The 17,458-nt window shown below is 65.0% G+C and carries 15 protein-coding genes; 1 reads left to right on the plus strand and 14 read right to left on the minus strand.

Annotated elements, in window-relative coordinates; all coding sequences use genetic code 11:
* Positions 1–10: 10 nt before the first annotated feature.
* Positions 11–514, minus strand: a complete 504-nt coding sequence (locus tag P5W99_RS12655) for a nitrate reductase associated protein (RefSeq protein ID WP_421043076.1) — start codon at positions 512–514, stop codon at positions 11–13.
* Positions 515–776: 262 nt separating this feature from the next.
* On the opposite strand from P5W99_RS12655, the gene fdhD reads away from it, so the two are divergent.
* The gene (gene fdhD, locus P5W99_RS12660) at positions 777–1,625 is read left to right on the plus strand and encodes a formate dehydrogenase accessory sulfurtransferase FdhD (RefSeq protein ID WP_421025271.1); all 849 of its coding nucleotides are present in this window, start codon (positions 777–779) and stop codon (positions 1,623–1,625) included.
* A 15-nt stretch (positions 1,626–1,640) separates the two neighbouring features.
* On the opposite strand, the gene P5W99_RS12665 is transcribed toward fdhD, so the two are convergent.
* From P5W99_RS12665 to P5W99_RS12725, 13 genes are all read right to left on the minus strand, one after another.
* Positions 1,641–2,411 carry an enoyl-CoA hydratase gene (locus P5W99_RS12665; protein WP_421024755.1) on the minus strand — a complete coding sequence of 257 codons (771 nt, stop codon included), beginning with the start codon at positions 2,409–2,411 and terminating at the stop codon, positions 1,641–1,643.
* Positions 2,412–2,535: 124 nt separating this feature from the next.
* Entirely contained in the window at positions 2,536–3,735 is a 1,200-nt protein-coding gene (locus P5W99_RS12670) for an acetyl-CoA C-acyltransferase (protein ID WP_421024756.1), read from the minus strand.
* A gap of 39 nt (positions 3,736–3,774) precedes the next feature.
* The gene (locus tag P5W99_RS12675; RefSeq protein ID WP_434660992.1) at positions 3,775–6,216 is read right to left on the minus strand and encodes a 3-hydroxyacyl-CoA dehydrogenase/enoyl-CoA hydratase family protein; all 2,442 of its coding nucleotides are present in this window, start codon (positions 6,214–6,216) and stop codon (positions 3,775–3,777) included.
* A 130-nt stretch (positions 6,217–6,346) separates the two neighbouring features.
* A complete protein-coding gene (locus tag P5W99_RS12680; protein ID WP_434660993.1) occupies positions 6,347–8,134 on the minus strand; it encodes an acyl-CoA dehydrogenase C-terminal domain-containing protein in 1,788 nt (595 codons plus the stop codon).
* An 87-nt stretch (positions 8,135–8,221) separates the two neighbouring features.
* Positions 8,222–8,821: a TetR/AcrR family transcriptional regulator gene (locus tag P5W99_RS12685; RefSeq protein ID WP_421024759.1), complete on the minus strand. Its 600-nt coding sequence runs from the start codon at positions 8,819–8,821 to the stop codon at positions 8,222–8,224.
* 256 nt (positions 8,822–9,077) lie between these two features.
* Complete coding sequence (locus P5W99_RS12690; protein WP_434662592.1) at positions 9,078–10,430, minus strand: phospholipase D-like domain-containing protein; 1,353 nt, start codon at positions 10,428–10,430, stop codon at positions 9,078–9,080.
* 65 nt (positions 10,431–10,495) lie between these two features.
* Positions 10,496–10,981, minus strand: coding sequence for a dihydroneopterin triphosphate diphosphatase (gene nudB / locus P5W99_RS12695; protein ID WP_434660995.1), 486 nt, complete (start codon positions 10,979–10,981; stop codon positions 10,496–10,498).
* Positions 10,982–11,160: 179 nt separating this feature from the next.
* Entirely contained in the window at positions 11,161–12,966 is a 1,806-nt protein-coding gene (gene aspS, locus P5W99_RS12700) for an aspartate--tRNA ligase (RefSeq protein ID WP_421024761.1), read from the minus strand.
* 63 nt (positions 12,967–13,029) lie between these two features.
* Positions 13,030–13,659, minus strand: a complete 630-nt coding sequence (locus P5W99_RS12705) for a DUF502 domain-containing protein (RefSeq protein WP_213299491.1) — start codon at positions 13,657–13,659, stop codon at positions 13,030–13,032.
* Positions 13,660–13,730: 71 nt separating this feature from the next.
* Positions 13,731–14,066: an FmdB family zinc ribbon protein gene (locus P5W99_RS12710; protein ID WP_434660997.1), complete on the minus strand. Its 336-nt coding sequence runs from the start codon at positions 14,064–14,066 to the stop codon at positions 13,731–13,733.
* Between the two features lie 166 nt (positions 14,067–14,232).
* The gene (locus tag P5W99_RS12715; protein WP_421024763.1) at positions 14,233–14,910 is read right to left on the minus strand and encodes a methyltransferase domain-containing protein; all 678 of its coding nucleotides are present in this window, start codon (positions 14,908–14,910) and stop codon (positions 14,233–14,235) included.
* A 190-nt stretch (positions 14,911–15,100) separates the two neighbouring features.
* The gene (gene ubiB, locus P5W99_RS12720; protein WP_421024764.1) at positions 15,101–16,678 is read right to left on the minus strand and encodes a ubiquinone biosynthesis regulatory protein kinase UbiB; all 1,578 of its coding nucleotides are present in this window, start codon (positions 16,676–16,678) and stop codon (positions 15,101–15,103) included.
* 3 nt (positions 16,679–16,681) lie between these two features.
* On the minus strand, positions 16,682–17,353 hold the full coding sequence (locus P5W99_RS12725) for a ubiquinone biosynthesis accessory factor UbiJ (RefSeq protein WP_434660999.1): 672 nt from the start codon (positions 17,351–17,353) through the stop codon (positions 16,682–16,684).
* Positions 17,354–17,458 lie beyond the last annotated feature (105 nt).

A 17,458-nucleotide genomic window follows, 5' to 3' on the forward strand; every position in this document is an offset into this window, starting at 1 on the left:
ATGCGGCGGCTCACGGCGACGCCTGAGCCGAACCGGTCGGCCCGGCCAGCCCGAACTCCCGCATCGCCGGCACGAAGTCGTGATTCGCCTCGGGCTTGCGCGCGAGCTTGGTCAGCACGTAGCGCTGGAAGGGCGCGAGCTGGGCCCAGTCCTCGACAGCCGGCGCACGCAGGTTCGCGAGCGCCGCCTGATTCGCGATGCCGCCCGGCACGGTCTGGGTGTCCCGCCAGGCAGGCGCTTCCTCGGGAGCGAACCATTCCGGCTCGACATTGGCATGCGTGCGCAACATCTCGAAGAGCGCGTGATCGAAATTGGGCTCGATCTCGGTGTCTTCGTCGACAGGAAAACGCGCGAGCAGGCGGCGGTCTTCGTAAGGCAGCAGTTGCCACTGCGCGAGCGAGATGCGCAGCCCGAAGCGGTCCAGATTGAAGCGCACGCACATCGGGATGAAGGTGAGATCTTCCGACGATTCGACCTCGTAATGGAACAGCAACGGAGCTTCGGTCAATGCCATGGCGTTATTCCTCGCGATGCGGGCCCGTCCGGGCAAAGGCTGGGCTAAATGCTGGGCGAAAAGCCGGACAGCAGCGAAAGGCGCCCGCTTGAGGTATTTTAGAACCTTCCGCGTCAAGCGCATGCCCATGCGGCCCGCCAGACTGCACGACGACGCACCAGGCATTGATGGAGCACCCTGCTTGAATTTCCGCCCGAACCCTCATTTGCCCGCTGCGCCGGGCGCCGCCCCCAACCCCGCCTCCAACGCCGCGCCAAACCCGCTGGCAACCGAAGGCCAGCCCGGCGCCACCGAACTGCGCGTGCACCGCCATCGCGGCGGCACGGTAGAAACGCGCGCCGATCACGTGGGCCAGGAATGGCCCGTCGCGCTCGTCTTCAACGGCATCTCGCACGCGGTCATGATGTGCACGCCGCGCGATCTCGAAGCGTTCGCGGTGGGCTTTGCCATCTCGGAAGGCATCGTCGCGCGCAACGCCGATATCCAGGACATCGAAGTGTTCTGGTACGCCAAGCCGGATTCGGAAGAGCTGCCGCACGCCGAGGTCCATCTCACGGTCGTTCAGCAGGCATTCGTAGAGTTGAAGGAGAAGCGCCGGGCCCTCGCCGGGCGCAGCGGCTGCGGCGTGTGCGGCATCGAGAGCATCGATTTGCTCGACCTCGAGCCCGAAATCGTGCCCGACACGGGCTTTCTCGCGCGCCTCGCGCCGGACGCCATCGCGCGCGCCGCCCGCGAGCTGCCGCAACATCAGGCGCTCACGAAACTCACGGGCGGGCTGCACGCGGCCGCGTGGTGTGACGCGAGCGGTGCGATCCTGCGCGCTTTCGAAGACGTGGGCCGCCACAACGCGCTCGACAAGCTCATCGGCCAGTTGGTGATCGAGCGCGCCGATACGCAGCAGGGCTTCGTGTTCCTCTCGAGCCGCGCGAGCTACGAGCTGGTGCGCAAGGCCGCGCGCGTAGGCATTCCGATGGTGGCGACCATCTCGGCGCCCTCGACGCTCGCCATCGCCATCGCGAAGCGCGCCGGACTGCAGCTCGTGAGCTTCTGCCGCGAGTCCGGCTATGTCGATTACGACACGGCGTCGAATGCCGTGCGGGACGCCGAGTGAGCCAGCCGCGCTCGCTCAGTCGAACTGCCGGAAATCCGGCTTGCGCTTTTGCAGAAAGGCCGTGAACGCCTCGCGCGCTTCGGGCGCGGTCAGCATCTTGCGGAACTGCGCGCCCTCCTCGTCCATCCGCGCCTCGATCTCGGGCGCGCTCGCGCGCTTCATGAGCGCCTTGGTCGCGCGCAGCGACGAAGCGGGCTGCGCAACGAGCTTGGCCAGTTGCGCCGCCACGAATGCGTCAAGCTCGGCGGCGGGCAACACGCGATTCACGAAGCCCATGCGGTGCGCCTCCGCCGCGTCGAAGGTTTCGCCCAGCAGCAGCTTTTCCGCGGCGCCTTGATAGCCGGCCACGCGCGGCAGCAAGAGCGACGAAGCCGCCTCGGGACACAGCCCGAGTTGCGCGAACGGCATGGCGAAGCGCGCGGTATCGGCGGCATAGACCAGGTCGCAATGCAGCAGCAGCGTCGTGCCCACGCCGATGGCCGCCCCGGTCACGGCCGCCACGATCGGCTTCTCGAAAGCCGCGATGGCTTTCAGGAAGTTCGCCACGGGCGAATCGGCGCCGGTGGGCGGCGACTTCAGGAAGTCCTCGATATCGTTGCCCGCCGTGAAAATTTCAGCGTGACCGCGCACCAGCACGGCGCGCACGGCGGCGTCGTCCTGCGCCGAAGCCAGCTCATCGGCCATCGCCTGGTACATCGCGGGCGTGAGCGCGTTCTTGCGCTCGGGCCGGTTGATGGTGATCGTCAGCACGCCGCTCTCGCGCGCGATCAGGATTTCGTTGCTCATCTAGTTGTCTCCAGTCTCATGCCGGGCTCGACGTCGTTGCGAGCCCGATACGAAAAACGGCCCGCGGGCCGTGAAGCCCGCGGACCGTGTCGATAAACGCCCACCTGCCAATGGCGTGAAGCGCTTACAGCCGCTCGATGATGCCCGCCGCACCCATGCCGGTGCCGACGCACATCGTCACCATGCCGAACTTGTAGTTGCGGCGGCGCAGCCCGTGCACGACGGTCGAAGCGCGGATCGCGCCCGTCGCGCCGAGCGGATGGCCCAGCGCGATCGCGCCGCCAAGCGGGTTGATCTTCGACGGATCGAGGCCGAGGTCCTGAATCACCGCCAGCGACTGCGCAGCGAACGCCTCGTTGAGCTCGATCCAGTCGAGATCGTCCTGCTTGAGCCCCGCTGCCTTCAGCGCCGCGGGAATCGCTTCCTTCGGGCCGATGCCCATGATCTCGGGCGGCACGCCACGCACCGCAAAACTCACGAAGCGCGCGAGCGGCGTGAGATTGAACTGCTTGAGCACCTTCTCGGAGACGACGATCAGCGCGCCCGCGCCATCCGAAGTCTGCGAGCTGTTGCCCGCCGTCACCGAGCCCTTGTTCGCGAACACCGGGCGCAGCTTCGCGAGACCTTCGAGCGAGGTCTCCGTGCGCGGGCCTTCGTCGAGTTCGATCAGGCGCTCCTTCACCCTCACTTCGCCCGTGGCGAGATCCGGGAAGCGCTCGAGCACCGTGTACGGCGCGATCTCGTCCTTGAACTCGCCCGCCTGTTGCGCGGCCAGCGCGCGGCGATGCGACTCCACGGAGAACGCGTCCTGCGCCTCGCGGCTCACCTTCCAGCGCTCCGCGACCTTCTCGGCGGTCAGGCCCATGCCGTAAGCAATGCCGATGTCTTCATTGCGATCGAAGATATGCGGCGAGAGCGACGGCTTGTTGCCCATCATCGGCACCATGCTCATCGACTCGCAGCCGCCCGCGATCATCGCTTCGGCTTCGCCCACGCGGATGCGGTCCGCGGCCATCGCAAGCGCCGTGAGGCCCGACGCGCAGAAGCGGTTGACGGTCACGCCGCCCACGCTCTGCGGCAGCCCCGCGAGCAGCGCGCCAATGCGCGCCACGTTCAGGCCCTGCTCCGCCTCGGGAATCGCGCAGCCGATGATGGCGTCCTCGATCACCTTGGTGTCGAGTCCGGGAACTTGCGCCACCGCCGACTTGATCGCGTGCACCAGCAGCTCGTCGGGGCGGGTGTTCCTGAACGCGCCGCGCGGCGCCTTGCCGATGGGCGTGCGGCTCGCGGCGACGATGTAGGCGTCCTGCAACTGTTTGCTCATCTCTTACTCCAGTCCGTTATATGCGTACGTCGTGCCGCTTTAGTTGCGCACCGGCTTGCCGGTTTGCAGCATGCCCATGATGCGCTCCTGCGTCTTCTGCGTGCCGAGCAGGTCGATGAAAGCACGGCGCTCGAGCGTGAGCAGCCAGGCTTCGTCGACGAGGCTGCCCGCCTCGACGTCGCCGCCGCACACCGCTTCCGCGATGCGGCCCGCGATCAGGTAATCGTGATCGCTGATGAAACGGCCATCGCGCATGTTCACGAGCGACGCCTTGATGGTCGAGATCGCCGAGCGACCCGCGACCGGAATCTGCGTCGCGCGCAGTGGCGGACGCCAGCCGGCCGCACTCAGTGCGCGAGCTTCCTTCTTCGCCGTGTCGAGCAGTTCGAACACGTTGAAGACGATGGTGTCCGAAGGCTTCAGGTAACCCATCGCGCGCGCTTCGAGCGCGGAGCCCGAGACCTTGGCCATCGCCGCGTTTTCGAACGACTTCTGCAGGAACTTGAGCAAGTCGCTGGGCGCCGCGCCAACGGCTTGTGCGGCTTCGGCAGCACGCAGCGCCGCTTCCTTGAGGCCGCCGCCCGCCGGCACGAGACCCACGCCCACTTCCACGAGGCCGACATAGCTCTCGATGTGCGCGACGCGCTTCGCGCTGTGCAGCATGATTTCGCAGCCGCCGCCGAGCGCGATGCCCGACACCGCGGCCACCACCGGCACGTTTGCGTACTTCACGCGCAGCATGGTGTCCTGGAACTTCTTCACGAACGGCTCGATGCCCTTGGCGCCGCCCATCATGAACGCGGGCATGGCCTCTTCGAGGTTCGCGCCCGCCGAGAACGGGCCGCCCGGCGCGCCGAGCTTCAGCGACGTCGGCTGCCAGATCACGACGCCCTTGTAGCCGTCTTCAGCGATATCGATGGCCTTCACGAGCGAGTCGAGCACGCCCGGGCCCATCGTGTTCATCTTGCTCTTGTACGAGACGATCACGACGTCGTCCTCGCCGGCGCGGTCGTCGACCCACGCGCGCAGATGCTCGTTCTCGAACAGCGTCTTGCCGAAGGTCTTCGGATCGCGCGCACCGGTTTCGCCGAACAGCGCCGCGCGGAATATCTGGCGCTCGTACACCGGCAGATTCGAGCGTGGCTCGAAGCGTTGCGCGGCCGGCGACCACGAGCCTTGCGCGCCGTGCACGCCGCCGTTCTCGGCCACCGCGCCTTCGAACACCCAGGCGGGCAGCGGCGCATTCGAGAGCGCCTTGCCCGCGTCGATGTCTTCCTTCACCCACTCGGCGACCTGCTTCCAGCCCGCGGCCTGCCAGCCCTCGAACGGACCTTCATTCCAGCCGAAACCCCAGCGGATCGCGAGATCGACGTCGCGCGCGTTGTCCGCGATCGACGCGAGATGCACGCCGATGTAATGGAACACGTCGCGGAAAATCGACCACAGGAACTGCGCCTGCGGATGCTGCGTTTCGCGCAGCAGCTTGAGACGTTCCGCGGGCGCACGCTTGAGGATGCGGCCCACCAGTTCGTCGGCCTTGCCGCCGCCGTCGACGTACTCACCCGTGCTGGCGTCGAGCACCTTGATCGCACGGCCTTCCTTGCGATAGAAGCCGCCGCCGGTCTTCTGACCGAGCGCGCCCTTCGCCACGAGGCCCGCGAGCACCGCCGGCGTTTCGTACACGGGGAAGAACGGATCATCCTTGAGGTTGTCCTGCATCGTCTTGATGACGTGCTGCATGGTGTCGAGGCCGACAACATCAGCAGTCCGGAACGTTGCCGACTTCGCGCGGCCAAGGCGTGCGCCCGTGAGATCGTCGACTTCGTCGAAGCGCAGTCCGAACTTCTTCGCCTCGGCGATCACCGCGAGGATCGAGAAAACGCCCACGCGGTTCGCGATGAAATTCGGCGTATCCTTCGCGCGCACCACGCCCTTGCCCACCACGCTCGTCATGAACGATTCGAGCTGGTCGAGGATTTCGGGCTTCGTATGCGTCGTCGGGATCAGCTCGACGAGGTGCATGTAGCGCGGCGGATTGAAGAAGTGCACGCCGCAAAAGCGCGCCTTGAGGTTATCGTCGAAGCCTTCCGACAATTCCGTGATCGACAGGCCCGAGGTGTTGGTCGCGAAGATCGCGTTCGGGGCAAGGTGCGGCGCGACCTTCTTGTAAAGGTCGTGCTTCCAGTCCATGCGCTCGGCGATCGCCTCGATCACCACGTCGCATTCCGCGAGCCTGGCAATGTCGTCTTCGTAGTTCGCGGGCGTGATGTATTGCGCGTCGTCCTTCACGCCGAACGGCGCGGGCGAGAGCTTCTTGAGCGTTTCGATCGCCTTGAGCGCGATGGCGTTCTTCGAGCCTTCCTTCGCGGGCAGATCGAACAGCAGCACGGGCACGCGCGCGTTGATCAGGTGCGCGGCGATCTGCGCGCCCATCACGCCGGCGCCGAGCACGGCCACCTTGCGAATATTCAGATTGCTCACGTTGTTCCTCCAGCGGATATGCAATGTCGAGCGGATTGAGGTGTGGGGGCGGCATGCGTCACGCGTGGACCGCCTCTGGACATCGTGTTGATGGGGCGCGCGCCTTTGGCAAGCGCGCACCCATTGGCTTTTAGAACAACGCTTCGTCGACTTCCATCAGCGTCTTCGAACCCGCGCGCGCCTGGCGGATCGAGGTCGCCGTTTCGGGCAGCAGCTTCGCGAAGTAAAAGCGCGCCGTGGCCAGCTTCGACTTGTAGAACGGATCGCCCAAGCTTTCCTTGTCGAGCGCGATGCGCGCCATGCGCGCCCAGAAATACGCGAACACGAGGTGGCCCGCCGTGCGCAGGTACGGCACGGCGGCGGCCCCCACTTCGTCGGGGTCCTGCATCGCCTTCATGCCGATTTCCATCGTGAGCTTCTGCATCTTGTCGCCGATGTCGGCGAGCGGATTCACGAACTCCTGCATCTCCGGCTTGATGCCTTCGGCCTCGACGAAATCCGTCACGAGCTTGCCGAACTTCTTGAGCTTCGCGCCCATGTCGCCGAGCACCTTGCGGCCGAGCAGGTCGAGCGACTGGATCGTGTTGGTGCCTTCGTAAATCTGGTTGATGCGCGCGTCGCGCACGTACTGCTCCATGCCCCACTCGGCAATGAAGCCGTGACCGCCGTAGACCTGCATGCCTAGGTTGGTGGATTCGAACGCGTTGTCGGTGAGGAAGGCCTTGATGATCGGCGTGAGCAGCGCGACGAGATCGGCCGCTTCCTTGCGCTCGGTTTCGTCGCCGTGCGAGAGTTCCTTGTCGATCTGCAATGCGGCCCAGTACGCGAACGCGCGCGCACCTTCGGCCCAGGCCTTCTGCGTGAGCAGCATCCGGCGCACGTCCGGATGCACGATGATCGGATCGGCGGCCTTTTCAGGCGCCTTCGGGCCGGTCAGCGCGCGCATCTGCAGACGCTCCTTCGCATAGGCGAGCGAGTTCTGGTACGCGACTTCGGTAAGGCCGAGACCCTGCATGCCCACGCCCAGGCGCGCAGCATTCATCATCACGAACATGGCGTTCAAGCCCTTGTTCGGCTCGCCGACCATCCAGCCCTTCGCGCCGTCGAGATTCATCACGCAGGTCGCGTTGCCGTGGATGCCCATCTTGTGCTCGATCGAGCCGCACTTGATGCCGTTGCGCTCGCCCGGCTCACCCGCGTCGGTCGGCAGGAACTTCGGCACGACAAACAGCGAAATGCCCTTGGTTCCCGGCGGCGCGTCCGGCAGACGCGCGAGCACGAGGTGAATGATGTTGGCCGCCATATCGTGCTCGCCGGCCGAGATAAAAATCTTCGTGCCTGACAGTGCGTACGAGCCGTCCGCATTCGGCTCTGCCTTCGTGCGCAGCAAGCCGAGGTCGGTGCCGCAGTGCGGCTCGGTCAGGCACATCGTGCCGGTCCATTCGCCCGAGACGATCTTCGGCAGATAGGTCTTCTGGAGTTCGGGCGTGCCGTGCGCATGCAGGCACTCGTAGGCGCCGTGCGAGAGACCCGGATACATGGTCCACGCCTGGTTCGCCGAATTGAGCATTTCGTAGAGCGCATTGTTCACGAACGCAGGCAAGCCCTGGCCACCGAATTCGGGATCGCAGCCGAGCGCCGGCCAGCCGGCCTCGACATACTGCGCGTACGCTTCCTTGAAACCCGTCGGCGTGGTCACGACACCGTCGCCGGCGTAGGTGCAGCCCTCGCGGTCGCCGACCTGGTTCAGCGGAAACAGCACCTCCGAGCAAAACTTGCCGGCTTCTTCGAGCACCTGGTTGATCGTGTCGGCGTCGAGGTCGGCGTGCTTCGGCATCTGCTTGACTTCGCCTTCGACGTTCAGCAGTTCGTGCAGCACGAATTGCATATCGCGCAGCGGCGCGGTGTACTGTCCCATCTCTCTTCTCCCTGAATTGAACCTGGAGTTTCGGGCCTCTCGCGTACCGTCATGTGCCGCCGCGCTGCGCTCGCGCGCGCGCGGCCGCTAATGGCTTACGCTCTGGTACGAAACGATCAGTTTTTCAAACGCGGCCCACGTATGGTCAACCGCATCCGGCAAATGCAGGAAGCGGCCGTCATGGTGCAGACCGAGTGTCACGCTATACAGTTCGAACAACATCAGCGCTGGATCGGTGTCCTTGCGCAGATGGCCCTCTTCAATCGCCTGCGAAATCGCGCGCATCAGTGCTGCTCGCCACGTCGTCACGCTCGCCACGAGCGTCTCGCGCACCTGGCTCTCCGCCCGGTCGTCGTACTCGACCGCACCGCTGATGTAGATGCAGCCGGTCGTGACCTCGTGGATGCGCTTTTCGATCCATCGCGAGAGCATCGCACGCAGGCGCGGCAAACCTCGCGGTTCGCGCAGGCTCGGAAAGAAGACTTCTTCCTCGAATCTGCGGTGGTACTCGCGCACCACCTCGACCTGCAGGTCCTCGCGTGACCCGAAGTGCGCGAAGACGCCGCTCTTGCTCATCTGCATGCGCTCGGCAAGCAGGCCAATCGTCAGACCTTCCAGTCCGTCGCGGCTCGCGAGGTCGAGTGCTGCATCCAGGATGGCGGCTCGTGTCTGTTCGCCTTTTCGCATAGCTTATTTACCGTAACGATGAGACCGTGATGTGAGGTGTCCGAACCCGGCAACCCGTCACATCAAGGCCGAAATGAAATCGAACGGCCGTACTATTATTGAGGACAGCCGATCGCGAAAACAAGAACTTTATTAGAAACCGATTTCTAGCCGGTACTCTAATTTTCGGGCATCGCGCGCCATACACAAGCGAACATTTCTGGATTGCAGGCTTGTCGATTCGTGTGGCAGGCGGCATGCCCGGGAAATAAGGCAGCTAGTCGTAGCCGCCCACGGTGAGCAGTTTCATGGCCGCGCGATAGAACGACCACGCCAGCCAGTTCAGCGCACGCATATGCCAGGGCCGCGCCTCGTAGCGCGCCCGGTCGATCTGCGGAGATTCCTCGAAGGCGTCGAGGATGGCGTCGCGCAGTTGCGCAATCTCCGGATGCCGCACGAGCAGCGCATTGGCCTCGTTGTTGAGCACGAGCGAGAGTGCATCGAGATTCGAGGAGCCCACGGTCGCCCAGTTCGAATCGACCACCGCGACCTTGCCGTGCAGCATGGTCTTCTCGTATTCGGCGATTTGCACGCCGGCGCTCAGTAGCTGGTGGTAGAGGAACGGCACGCCGTAGTCGAGCACGGCAAACTCTTTTCGTCCTATCAATAGCTTGACGGCGACGCCGCGCTCAGCGGCTTCGAGAAGCGCGCGGCGCAGCCGGCGGCCCGGCATGAAGTACGGATTGGCGAGCAGCACTTCTTGGCGCGCCTCGCCGATGGCATCGAGATAGGCCTTCTCGATCGCGCGCCGGTTCACGACGTTGTCGCGCGCGACGAAAGCCACACACGGCACCTGCGCCGCGCGCGGGTCGCGCACGCTCGCGCGCAGGCGCTCGCGCAAGCGCGCAAACAGGCGCCCAGCGGGGCCCGAGCGCATGGCGGGCGAGAGTGCGCGCAACGCGTCGTCGACGACCTGGGCCGAAGACGCATTCGCGATCGTATGCCCGGTCGGGCGCGGCGCGAGGTACCCCGCGCTTGCGGGAACGCCGGGCGAAGGCATGCCGGCGGGCAGCGGCGGCCGATGGCCGAGCCGGATGCGCCGCCATTGCTGTTCGAACGCGAGGCGCACATCGACCACCACGTGCCCATGCAGTTCGACGGCGAAATCCCAGCGCGGACACGGCAGCGTCTTGCCGTCCTGCTCGAGGTCGTCGATCACGTTGATGCCGCCGCACGACGCGTACTGGTCGTCGATCACGGCAAGCTTGCGATGCGTGCGCGAAAAGCCGAAGCGCCCGAAGATATGCGGGTTGTAGACGCGATGCTCGATGCCGGCCGCGAGCCAGGTCTCGAAGAGCGCGAGATGGGGCGTGCCGATGCCGTCGGTGATCACGCGCACGCGCACGCCGCGCTGCGCCGCGCGCACGAGCGCCGCGGAAAGCGCACGGCCGATTTTGTCGTCGCAGAAGATATAGGTTTCGATAACGACGTCGCGCGTGGCGGCATCGATATGCTCGATCATCGCCCCGAAGAGTCCCTCGCCCGAGCAGAACAGACGCACCTCGTTTCCGCTCGTGAAGCGGTAGCGCGAACGATAGCGCCGGCCCAGCAGCACATCGCGCAGCCGCACGACACGCGGCGATTCTGTGCCGGATTCTGTGCCGGATTCGGTGCCGGGTTCGGTGCGGGTATCGCTCACACATGCGCCCCACGAATCTGCTCGAGACGCCCGGGCAGTTGCAGGATCGCTTCGCGATTCGACCACGAAAAGCACTGCGCGGCCGCCTCTTCGTAAGGCAGCCATCGATACGCGACATGCTCGCGCGGCGCGAGCGTGACAAGCGTGCCCTCGGGCACCTCGAGGCTGAACCAGTGCTCGGTGTTGCGCGTGACGCCCGGCGCATAGCGGTGCCGCCAGACCGGATAGATTTCGTACTCGATCTCGTGGCGCCAGTCACGCAGCGCGTCCTGCGGCACGCCCGGCGCACCTACCACGATGCCGGTTTCCTCAGCCACCTCGCGCATGGCCGTTTCGACGAACGGCTCGTCGACGCTGTCCTTCGATCCGGTCACCGACTGCCAGAAGCCCGCTCGATCGGCGCGCTCGATGATCAGGACTTCGAGCCGCGGGGTATGAATGACGACGAGTACGGATTGCGGAATCTTCGGCGGCTTCTGCATGGCGATGGTGCGCGATGGTACGTCTTGAGAGACACGCGGAGCAATGTGTGGAACAGCGCGCGGCGCTTTAGTAATGAATTTAACGCAAAAAGCAAAAAAGGCGCACGATGCGCCTTTTTTGTGTTGCGTTACGTGCCACAGAAGCCGCGCTGCGGCTCCTGCACACGTCGCGGCGTAGCTTACTGCGCCGTCTTCTGCTCGGGCTGACGCAGACGGATGTGCAGTTCGCGAAGCTGACGCTCATCCACTTCGCTCGGCGCCTGCGTGAGCAGACATTGTGCGCGCTGCGTCTTCGGGAACGCGATCACGTCGCGGATCGAGTCAGCGCCGGCCATCATCGTGACGATGCGGTCCAGACCGAACGCGATGCCGCCGTGCGGGGGTGCGCCGTACTGGAGGGCGTCGAGCAGGAAGCCAAACTTCGCACGCGCTTCCTCGGCACCGATCTTCAGCGCACGGAACACCTTGCTCTGCACGTCTTCCTGATAGATACGCACCGAGCCGCCGCCAATTTCCCAGCCGTTCAGCACCATGTCGTAAGCCTTGGCGAGGCAGCGGCCCGGATCCGTTTCGAGGTATTCCAGGTGCTCGTCCTTCGGGCTTGTGAACGGATGGTGCGCGGCCACGTAGCGGTTTTCTTCCTCGTCGTATTCGAACATCGGGAAGTCGATGACCCACAGCGGCTTCCAGCCCTTCTCGACGAGGCCGTTGGCCTTGCCGAACTCCGAATGGCCGATCTTCAGGCGCAGCGCGCCCAGGCTGTCGTTCACGACCTTCGCGCGGTCGGCCGCAAAGAAGATGATATCGCCGTCTTGCGCGCCGGTGCGCTCCATGATCGCGGCAATCGCAGCGTCGTGCAGGTTCTTGACGATCGGGCTTTGCAGGCCGTCACGGCCCTTCGCAGCTTCGTTGACCTTGATCCACGCGAGGCCCTTCGCGCCATAGATGCGCACGAATTCCGTGTAGCCGTCGATGTCGCCGCGCGAGAGCTCGGCGCCCTTGGGCACGCGCAGCGCCGCGACGCGGCCGTCCTTGCTGTTGGCCGGCGTGCTGAACACCTTGAAGTCGACGTCCTTCATGGCGTCGGTCAGTTCGGTGAATTCGAGCTTCACGCGCAGGTCCGGCTTGTCCGAACCGAAGCGGCTCATGGCTTCCGAGTACGGCATGATCGGGAACTTCGCGTCGAGCTCTACGCCGATCGTTTCCTTGAACACGTGACGCGCCATGTCCTCGAACAGGTCGCGGATTTCCTGCTCGCCGAGGAACGACGTTTCGCAGTCGATCTGCGTGAATTCGGGCTGACGGTCGGCGCGCAGGTCTTCGTCGCGGAAGCACTTGACGATCTGGTAGTAGCGATCGAAGTTCGCCACCATCAGCAGCTGCTTGAACAGCTGCGGCGACTGCGGCAGCGCGAAGAACTGGCCCGCGTTCACACGCGACGGCACGAGGTAGTCGCGTGCGCCTTCGGGCGTGCTCTTCGTGAGCATCGGCGTTTCGATGTCGATGAAGCCGAGCGAGTCGAGATACTTGCGCACGGCCATCGTCACGCGGTAGCGCAGGCGCAGGTTGTGCTGCATCTGCGGACGGCGCAGGTCGAGCACGCGATGCGTGAGGCGCGTGGTTTCCGAGAGGTTGTCGTCGTCGAGCTGGAACGGCGGCGTGACCGACGCGTTCAGCACCACGAGCTCGTGACACAGGACTTCGATCTTGCCGCTCGTGAGGTTCGCGTTGACCGTGCCTTCCGGGCGGTTGCGCACGAGACCCTTCACCTGGACGCAGAATTCGTTGCGCACGCCTTCGGCAGTCTTGAACATCTCGGCGCGGTCGGGGTCGCACACCACCTGGACGAGGCCCTCGCGATCGCGCAAGTCGATGAAAATGACACCGCCATGGTCGCGGCGGCGCTGCACCCATCCGCACAGCGAAACAGTTTGGCCCAGCAGCTGTTCGGTCACCAGACCGCAGTATTCAGATCTCATCGACATGATGTTCGTCTTTCGTTATGCATGAATGAACGGGAGCGCCGCATGCGGCGCGGCGTCCGGTATTTAAAGCGGGGGATCGATGGGGCGGCGGGAATTCGCGACCGGCGCGACGACGCCCATCGAGACAATATACTTGAGCGCGGCGTCGACCGTCATGTCGAGCTCGATCACCTCGCTCTTCGGCACCATCAGGAAAAAACCCGAAGTGGGATTGGGCGTGGTCGGCACATAAACGCTCACGTGCTCGCCCTGCAGATGGTTCACCACATCGCCGCCCGGAATGCCGGTGAGGAATGCGATGGTCCAGGAGCCCTTGCGCGGGTACTCAATCAGGAGTGCCTTGCGAAAAGCATTGCCGTTGCTGGAAAGCAGTGTATCGGAAACCTGCTGGATGCTGCTGTACAGCGGGCCCACGATCGGGATGCGTCGCACCAGCGCGTTCCACCACACCACCAGCTTCTGGCCGACGAAGTTGTGAGTGAGCAAGCCCACCAGGAAGATGAACGCCAGCGTGAGGATCGCGCCCAGACCGGGCAGGTGCACCGGCGGCCGCCATGCTGCGGGGAGCAGGAGCAGCGTCTGGTCCATCGTGCCGATGACGAGATTCAGCACCCACAGCGTGATGGCCAAAGGCACCAGCACGAGAAGGCCGGTCAGGAATACCGATTTGAAGGTCGCTTTCTTGATCGTCATGTACACGCCATCCGGGCCGCGCGACGCGCGGCGCTTGCGCCGCCGGGCTCAAGAGAGCCCGGCAGCAGGTTTCAGGAGGTGCCGGCCGTGCCGGTCGCCGAACTCGCGGGCGCGGCCGCAGGCGTTGCGGCGCGCGCACCCTCGCCTGCCTTGCTGCCCTCGGACGACGACGCGCCCTCGGCGGCCTTCGCGCCGGTTGCAGCCGCGCTCGTGCCGCCGGACTGGCCGCCGCGGAAATCGGTGACGTACCAGCCCGAGCCCTTCAGCTGGAAGCCAGCTGCGGTGACCTGCTTGCGAAATGTGTCCGCCCCGCAGTTCGGGCACTGCGTCAGGGGCGCATCGCTGATCTTTTGCAGGACGTCCTTGTCGAAGCCGCACGACTCGCAGCGATAAGCGTAGATCGGCATGATCTCTTTCCTGATGAAACGGGTGAAATTCTGAGAAATGCTTGCAAAGCCTTGAATTATAGCCGCAAACGCTCCCCTGGCCCGGCATTTGCCGGGCCAGGTTGGACGAAAGCGACTGGGTGTTAGTTGGGGGCAGCTTGCGCGCGATCAAGTGCGCATGGTGTTTTCACGTTCGTGACGACAGGGGCGGCGCTGCAGGCGTCTCGTTGCGCTGCCACGTGAGCCAGCGCTCGCGGCCAATGAACACGGGCAGCGACCCCTCCACAGGCTGGTCATCGACCAGCGTGAAATAAGGTGTCAGCAGCGCGTCGAGTTCGGCGCGCGCGATGCCGAACGGCGGCCCTTTCGGGGTATCGCCGAGAAAGAAGAAGCCCGCCAGCAGCGCCCCCGGCGCAAGCAACGCCGCCATGCGTTGCGCGTAGTGCGGCCGGTGCGCCTTGGGCAGCGCGCACAGAAACGCGCGCTCGAAAATCCAGTCCGGCGCGAACGGTGGTTCGTACGTGTAGAAGTCCGCTTCCTCGACCACATCCGCGAAATCGCCGAGCGCTACGCGCGCGTTCGCCACCGCCAACGGTGCAAAATCGATCGCTCGCACCGTCCGGCCGCGCTCGGCCAGCCAGCGCGCTTCCCACGCGTTGCCGCAGCCGGGAATCAGCACGGCAGCGGCGGGATGAGCCTGCGCGAAGGTCTCGAAGGCCGGCTGCACACCGGCTTGGTCCCACGGCGTGAAGCCGCGCTCGAAGCGCTCCTGCCAGAACTCGCGCGCCCCCGGGTCGCGCGTCTCGAACTCAGGCGCCTCGGCGGGCGTTCCGTCTGGCTGGTGGGGAAGGTTCGGCTCGCTCATCGTGTCACTCCTTGTCTATCCGGAGTTGGCGCTTTAGCTGTCGACCAGAGTTCGCGCTTCAGCGGTCGGCCGGAGTTAGTGCTTCAGCACTTACTCCGGTCCCATGCAAAGCTCGTTACTCTGGTCCCATGCAAAGCGCCTTGCTCCGGTCCCATGCAACTTCGCTGCGCGTCGGCGCAGCAGGCATGCCTCATCCACCATAGGCCAGCGTCAGCCAGACGCGCGCAGCGACCATGCCCACCCCCACTGCCACGCCGAACAGCACGAGGCCTTGCAGCAGACGATTGGTGCGGCGCTGCTCGGCAAGAATCTGGCGAATGGTGTCGTCGTTGGCGAGATGCGCGGGAGTCTGGCGATGCAGCAACGCCTGGTGCACGAGGCGCGGCAACTGCGGCAGTGTCTTGCTCCACTGCGGCGCCTCGATCTTGAAGCGCTCATACCAGCCGCGCAGGCCGATCTGCTCGGTCATCCAGCGCTCGAGATACGGCTTGGCGGTCTTCCATAGATCCAGTTCCGGATCGAGCGAGCGCCCGAGGCCTTCGACGTTGAGCATGGTCTTTTGCAGCAGCACGAGCTGCGGCTGGATCTCCACGTTGAAACGCCGCGAAGTCTGGAACAGACGCAGCAGCACCTGGCCGAGCGAAATGTCCTTGAGCGCGCGATCGAAATACGGTTCGCAGACGGCGCGGATCGCGCTCTCCAGTTCCTCGACGCGCGTGGTGGGCGGCACCCACCCCGATTCGATGTGCAGCGTGGCGACGCGGTGATAGTCACGCTTGAAGAACGCGAGGAAGTTCTGCGCGAGGTAGTTCTTGTCGAAGTCCGAGAGCGCCCCGACGATGCCGAAATCGAGCGCGATATAGCGCCCGAAGTGTGCGGGGTCGAGACTGACCTGGATGTTGCCGGGGTGCATATCGGCATGAAAAAAGCCGTCGCGGAACACCTGCGTGAAGAAAATCTCCACGCCTTCGCGCGCGAGCTTCGGAATGTCGACGCCGGCCGCGCGCAGCTTGTCCACCTGGCTGATCGGCACGCCCACCATGCGCTCCATCACGAGCACGTCGGGTGCGCTGAACTCCCAATACATCTCCGGCACGAGCAGCAGATCGAGGCCCACGAAGTTGCGGCGCAACTGGCTGCCGTTGGCGGCTTCGCGCATGAGGTCGAGTTCGTCGTGCAGGTATTTATCGAATTCGGCCACCACCTCGCGCGGCTTCAGGCGCTTGCCGTCGGCCCACAGGCGTTCGGCCCACACGGCGATGTCGCGCAGCAGCAGCAGGTCCGAATCGATCACGGGCCGCATATTCGGTCGCAGCACCTTAACCGCCACGGCCTTGCCCGCATGCTGGCCGGACTTCACCTTCGCGAAGTGCACCTGAGCGATCGAGGCGCTCGCCACCGGTACGCGCTCGAACTCGTCGAACAGCGTGTCGACCGGCGCGCCCAGCGATTTTTCGATGATGTCGATTGCCACCTGCGATTCGAACGGCGGCACCTGGTCCTGCAGCTTCGCGAGTTCGTTGGCGATCTCGAGCGGCAGCAGGTCGCGGCGCGTGGAGAGCACCTGGCCGAACTTCACGAAAATCGGCCCCAGGCTTTCGAGCGCGAGGCGCAGGCGCACGCCGGGCGGCTGATCAAACTTGCGGCCGACGGTCGTGATGCGCAGCAAGAGCGCAACGCGCCGGTCATTGATCCGGCTCAACATCATCTCGTCGAGACCGAAGCGGATGACCGTAAAGAAGATCTTCAGGAAACGCAGAAAACGCATGTCTTAGTGGCCTGTTATCTGGCTCGGGCCGCGCGGTGCGGTGCCCGACGGCGCCGCCGGGGTACCGTTTGCGGCCCCCCGCGCTTGTGATTTTTGTTCAAGGCGCTCGATGCGCTTCTCAACGCGCGCCAATGCATCGCGCGCGCGCGACAGCTCTGCGTTGCAGCCGTCGAGCTCGGCGCGCCGCACGAGCTGCGGATTCTCGTCGAGCAGGTATTCGGTCACGGAGCCGAGCACGTTGCGCCCCGTGCGCAATGCCTGCTCATGCACCGTGCGCGCGAGCGACGCGACACGCGACGCCGGCGCGTCGCCAATCAGCTTCGCGAGGTCCTCTTCGGGCTCCCAGCGCAGGTGTTCCGCCAGCTTGCCGAGAATCTGCGCGAATTCGGCGTCGCCTTCGATCTTCACGTGCTTCATGACGGCGGACTGCCCCCCCTGCACGTACGAAGAAAGCGCGCCGACCGGAAGCGAGAGCGCGACATCCGCGCACTGCGCATCGTGCTCTTCGACCGCCGCCAGGTAGCCTTCGGGCTCCACGAGCAGCGTAAGCACGACAGGCGGGCAAGACAGGCGCGCCGTCTTGCCGGCATACGGCGCGAGGCGGTTGCGGGCCCACGATTCACGGGCGAGCAGGTGATTGACGGCGGCGGCGAAGGGCTTGGCGGCGAGAGTCATCGGCGTTGAATAAAAAAACCCGCGCGGGCTCAAGCTCGCGCGGGTTCCTATTGTAGCGTTCGCGCCGTCCGATCGCGCCTTGCCGGGGCCTTGGCCACCTGGCTA

Source organism: Paraburkholderia sp. A3BS-1L, from assembly GCF_051125215.1.
GTDB lineage: Bacteria > Pseudomonadota > Gammaproteobacteria > Burkholderiales > Burkholderiaceae > Paraburkholderia.

Excerpts from the sequence above, each read along its gene's own strand:
- P5W99_RS12715 (WP_421024763.1), bottom strand. The coding sequence starts at position 14,910 with ATGAGCGAGCCGAACCTTCCCCACCAGCCAGACGGAACGCCCGCCGAG.
- P5W99_RS12705 (WP_213299491.1), bottom strand. The coding sequence starts at position 13,659 with ATGACGATCAAGAAAGCGACCTTCAAATCGGTATTCCTGACCGGCCTT.
- P5W99_RS12655 (WP_421043076.1), bottom strand. The coding sequence starts at position 514 with ATGGCATTGACCGAAGCTCCGTTGCTGTTCCATTACGAGGTCGAATCG.
- P5W99_RS12685 (WP_421024759.1), bottom strand. The coding sequence starts at position 8,821 with ATGCGAAAAGGCGAACAGACACGAGCCGCCATCCTGGATGCAGCACTC.
- nudB (WP_434660995.1), bottom strand. The coding sequence starts at position 10,981 with ATGCAGAAGCCGCCGAAGATTCCGCAATCCGTACTCGTCGTCATTCAT.
- P5W99_RS12665 (WP_421024755.1), bottom strand. The coding sequence starts at position 2,411 with ATGAGCAACGAAATCCTGATCGCGCGCGAGAGCGGCGTGCTGACGATC.
- P5W99_RS12710 (WP_434660997.1), bottom strand. The coding sequence starts at position 14,066 with ATGCCGATCTACGCTTATCGCTGCGAGTCGTGCGGCTTCGACAAGGAC.
- P5W99_RS12670 (WP_421024756.1), bottom strand. The coding sequence starts at position 3,735 with ATGAGCAAACAGTTGCAGGACGCCTACATCGTCGCCGCGAGCCGCACG.
- P5W99_RS12725 (WP_434660999.1), bottom strand. The coding sequence starts at position 17,353 with ATGACTCTCGCCGCCAAGCCCTTCGCCGCCGCCGTCAATCACCTGCTC.
- aspS (WP_421024761.1), bottom strand. The coding sequence starts at position 12,966 with ATGTCGATGAGATCTGAATACTGCGGTCTGGTGACCGAACAGCTGCTG.
- P5W99_RS12680 (WP_434660993.1), bottom strand. The coding sequence starts at position 8,134 with ATGGGACAGTACACCGCGCCGCTGCGCGATATGCAATTCGTGCTGCAC.
- ubiB (WP_421024764.1), bottom strand. The coding sequence starts at position 16,678 with ATGCGTTTTCTGCGTTTCCTGAAGATCTTCTTTACGGTCATCCGCTTC.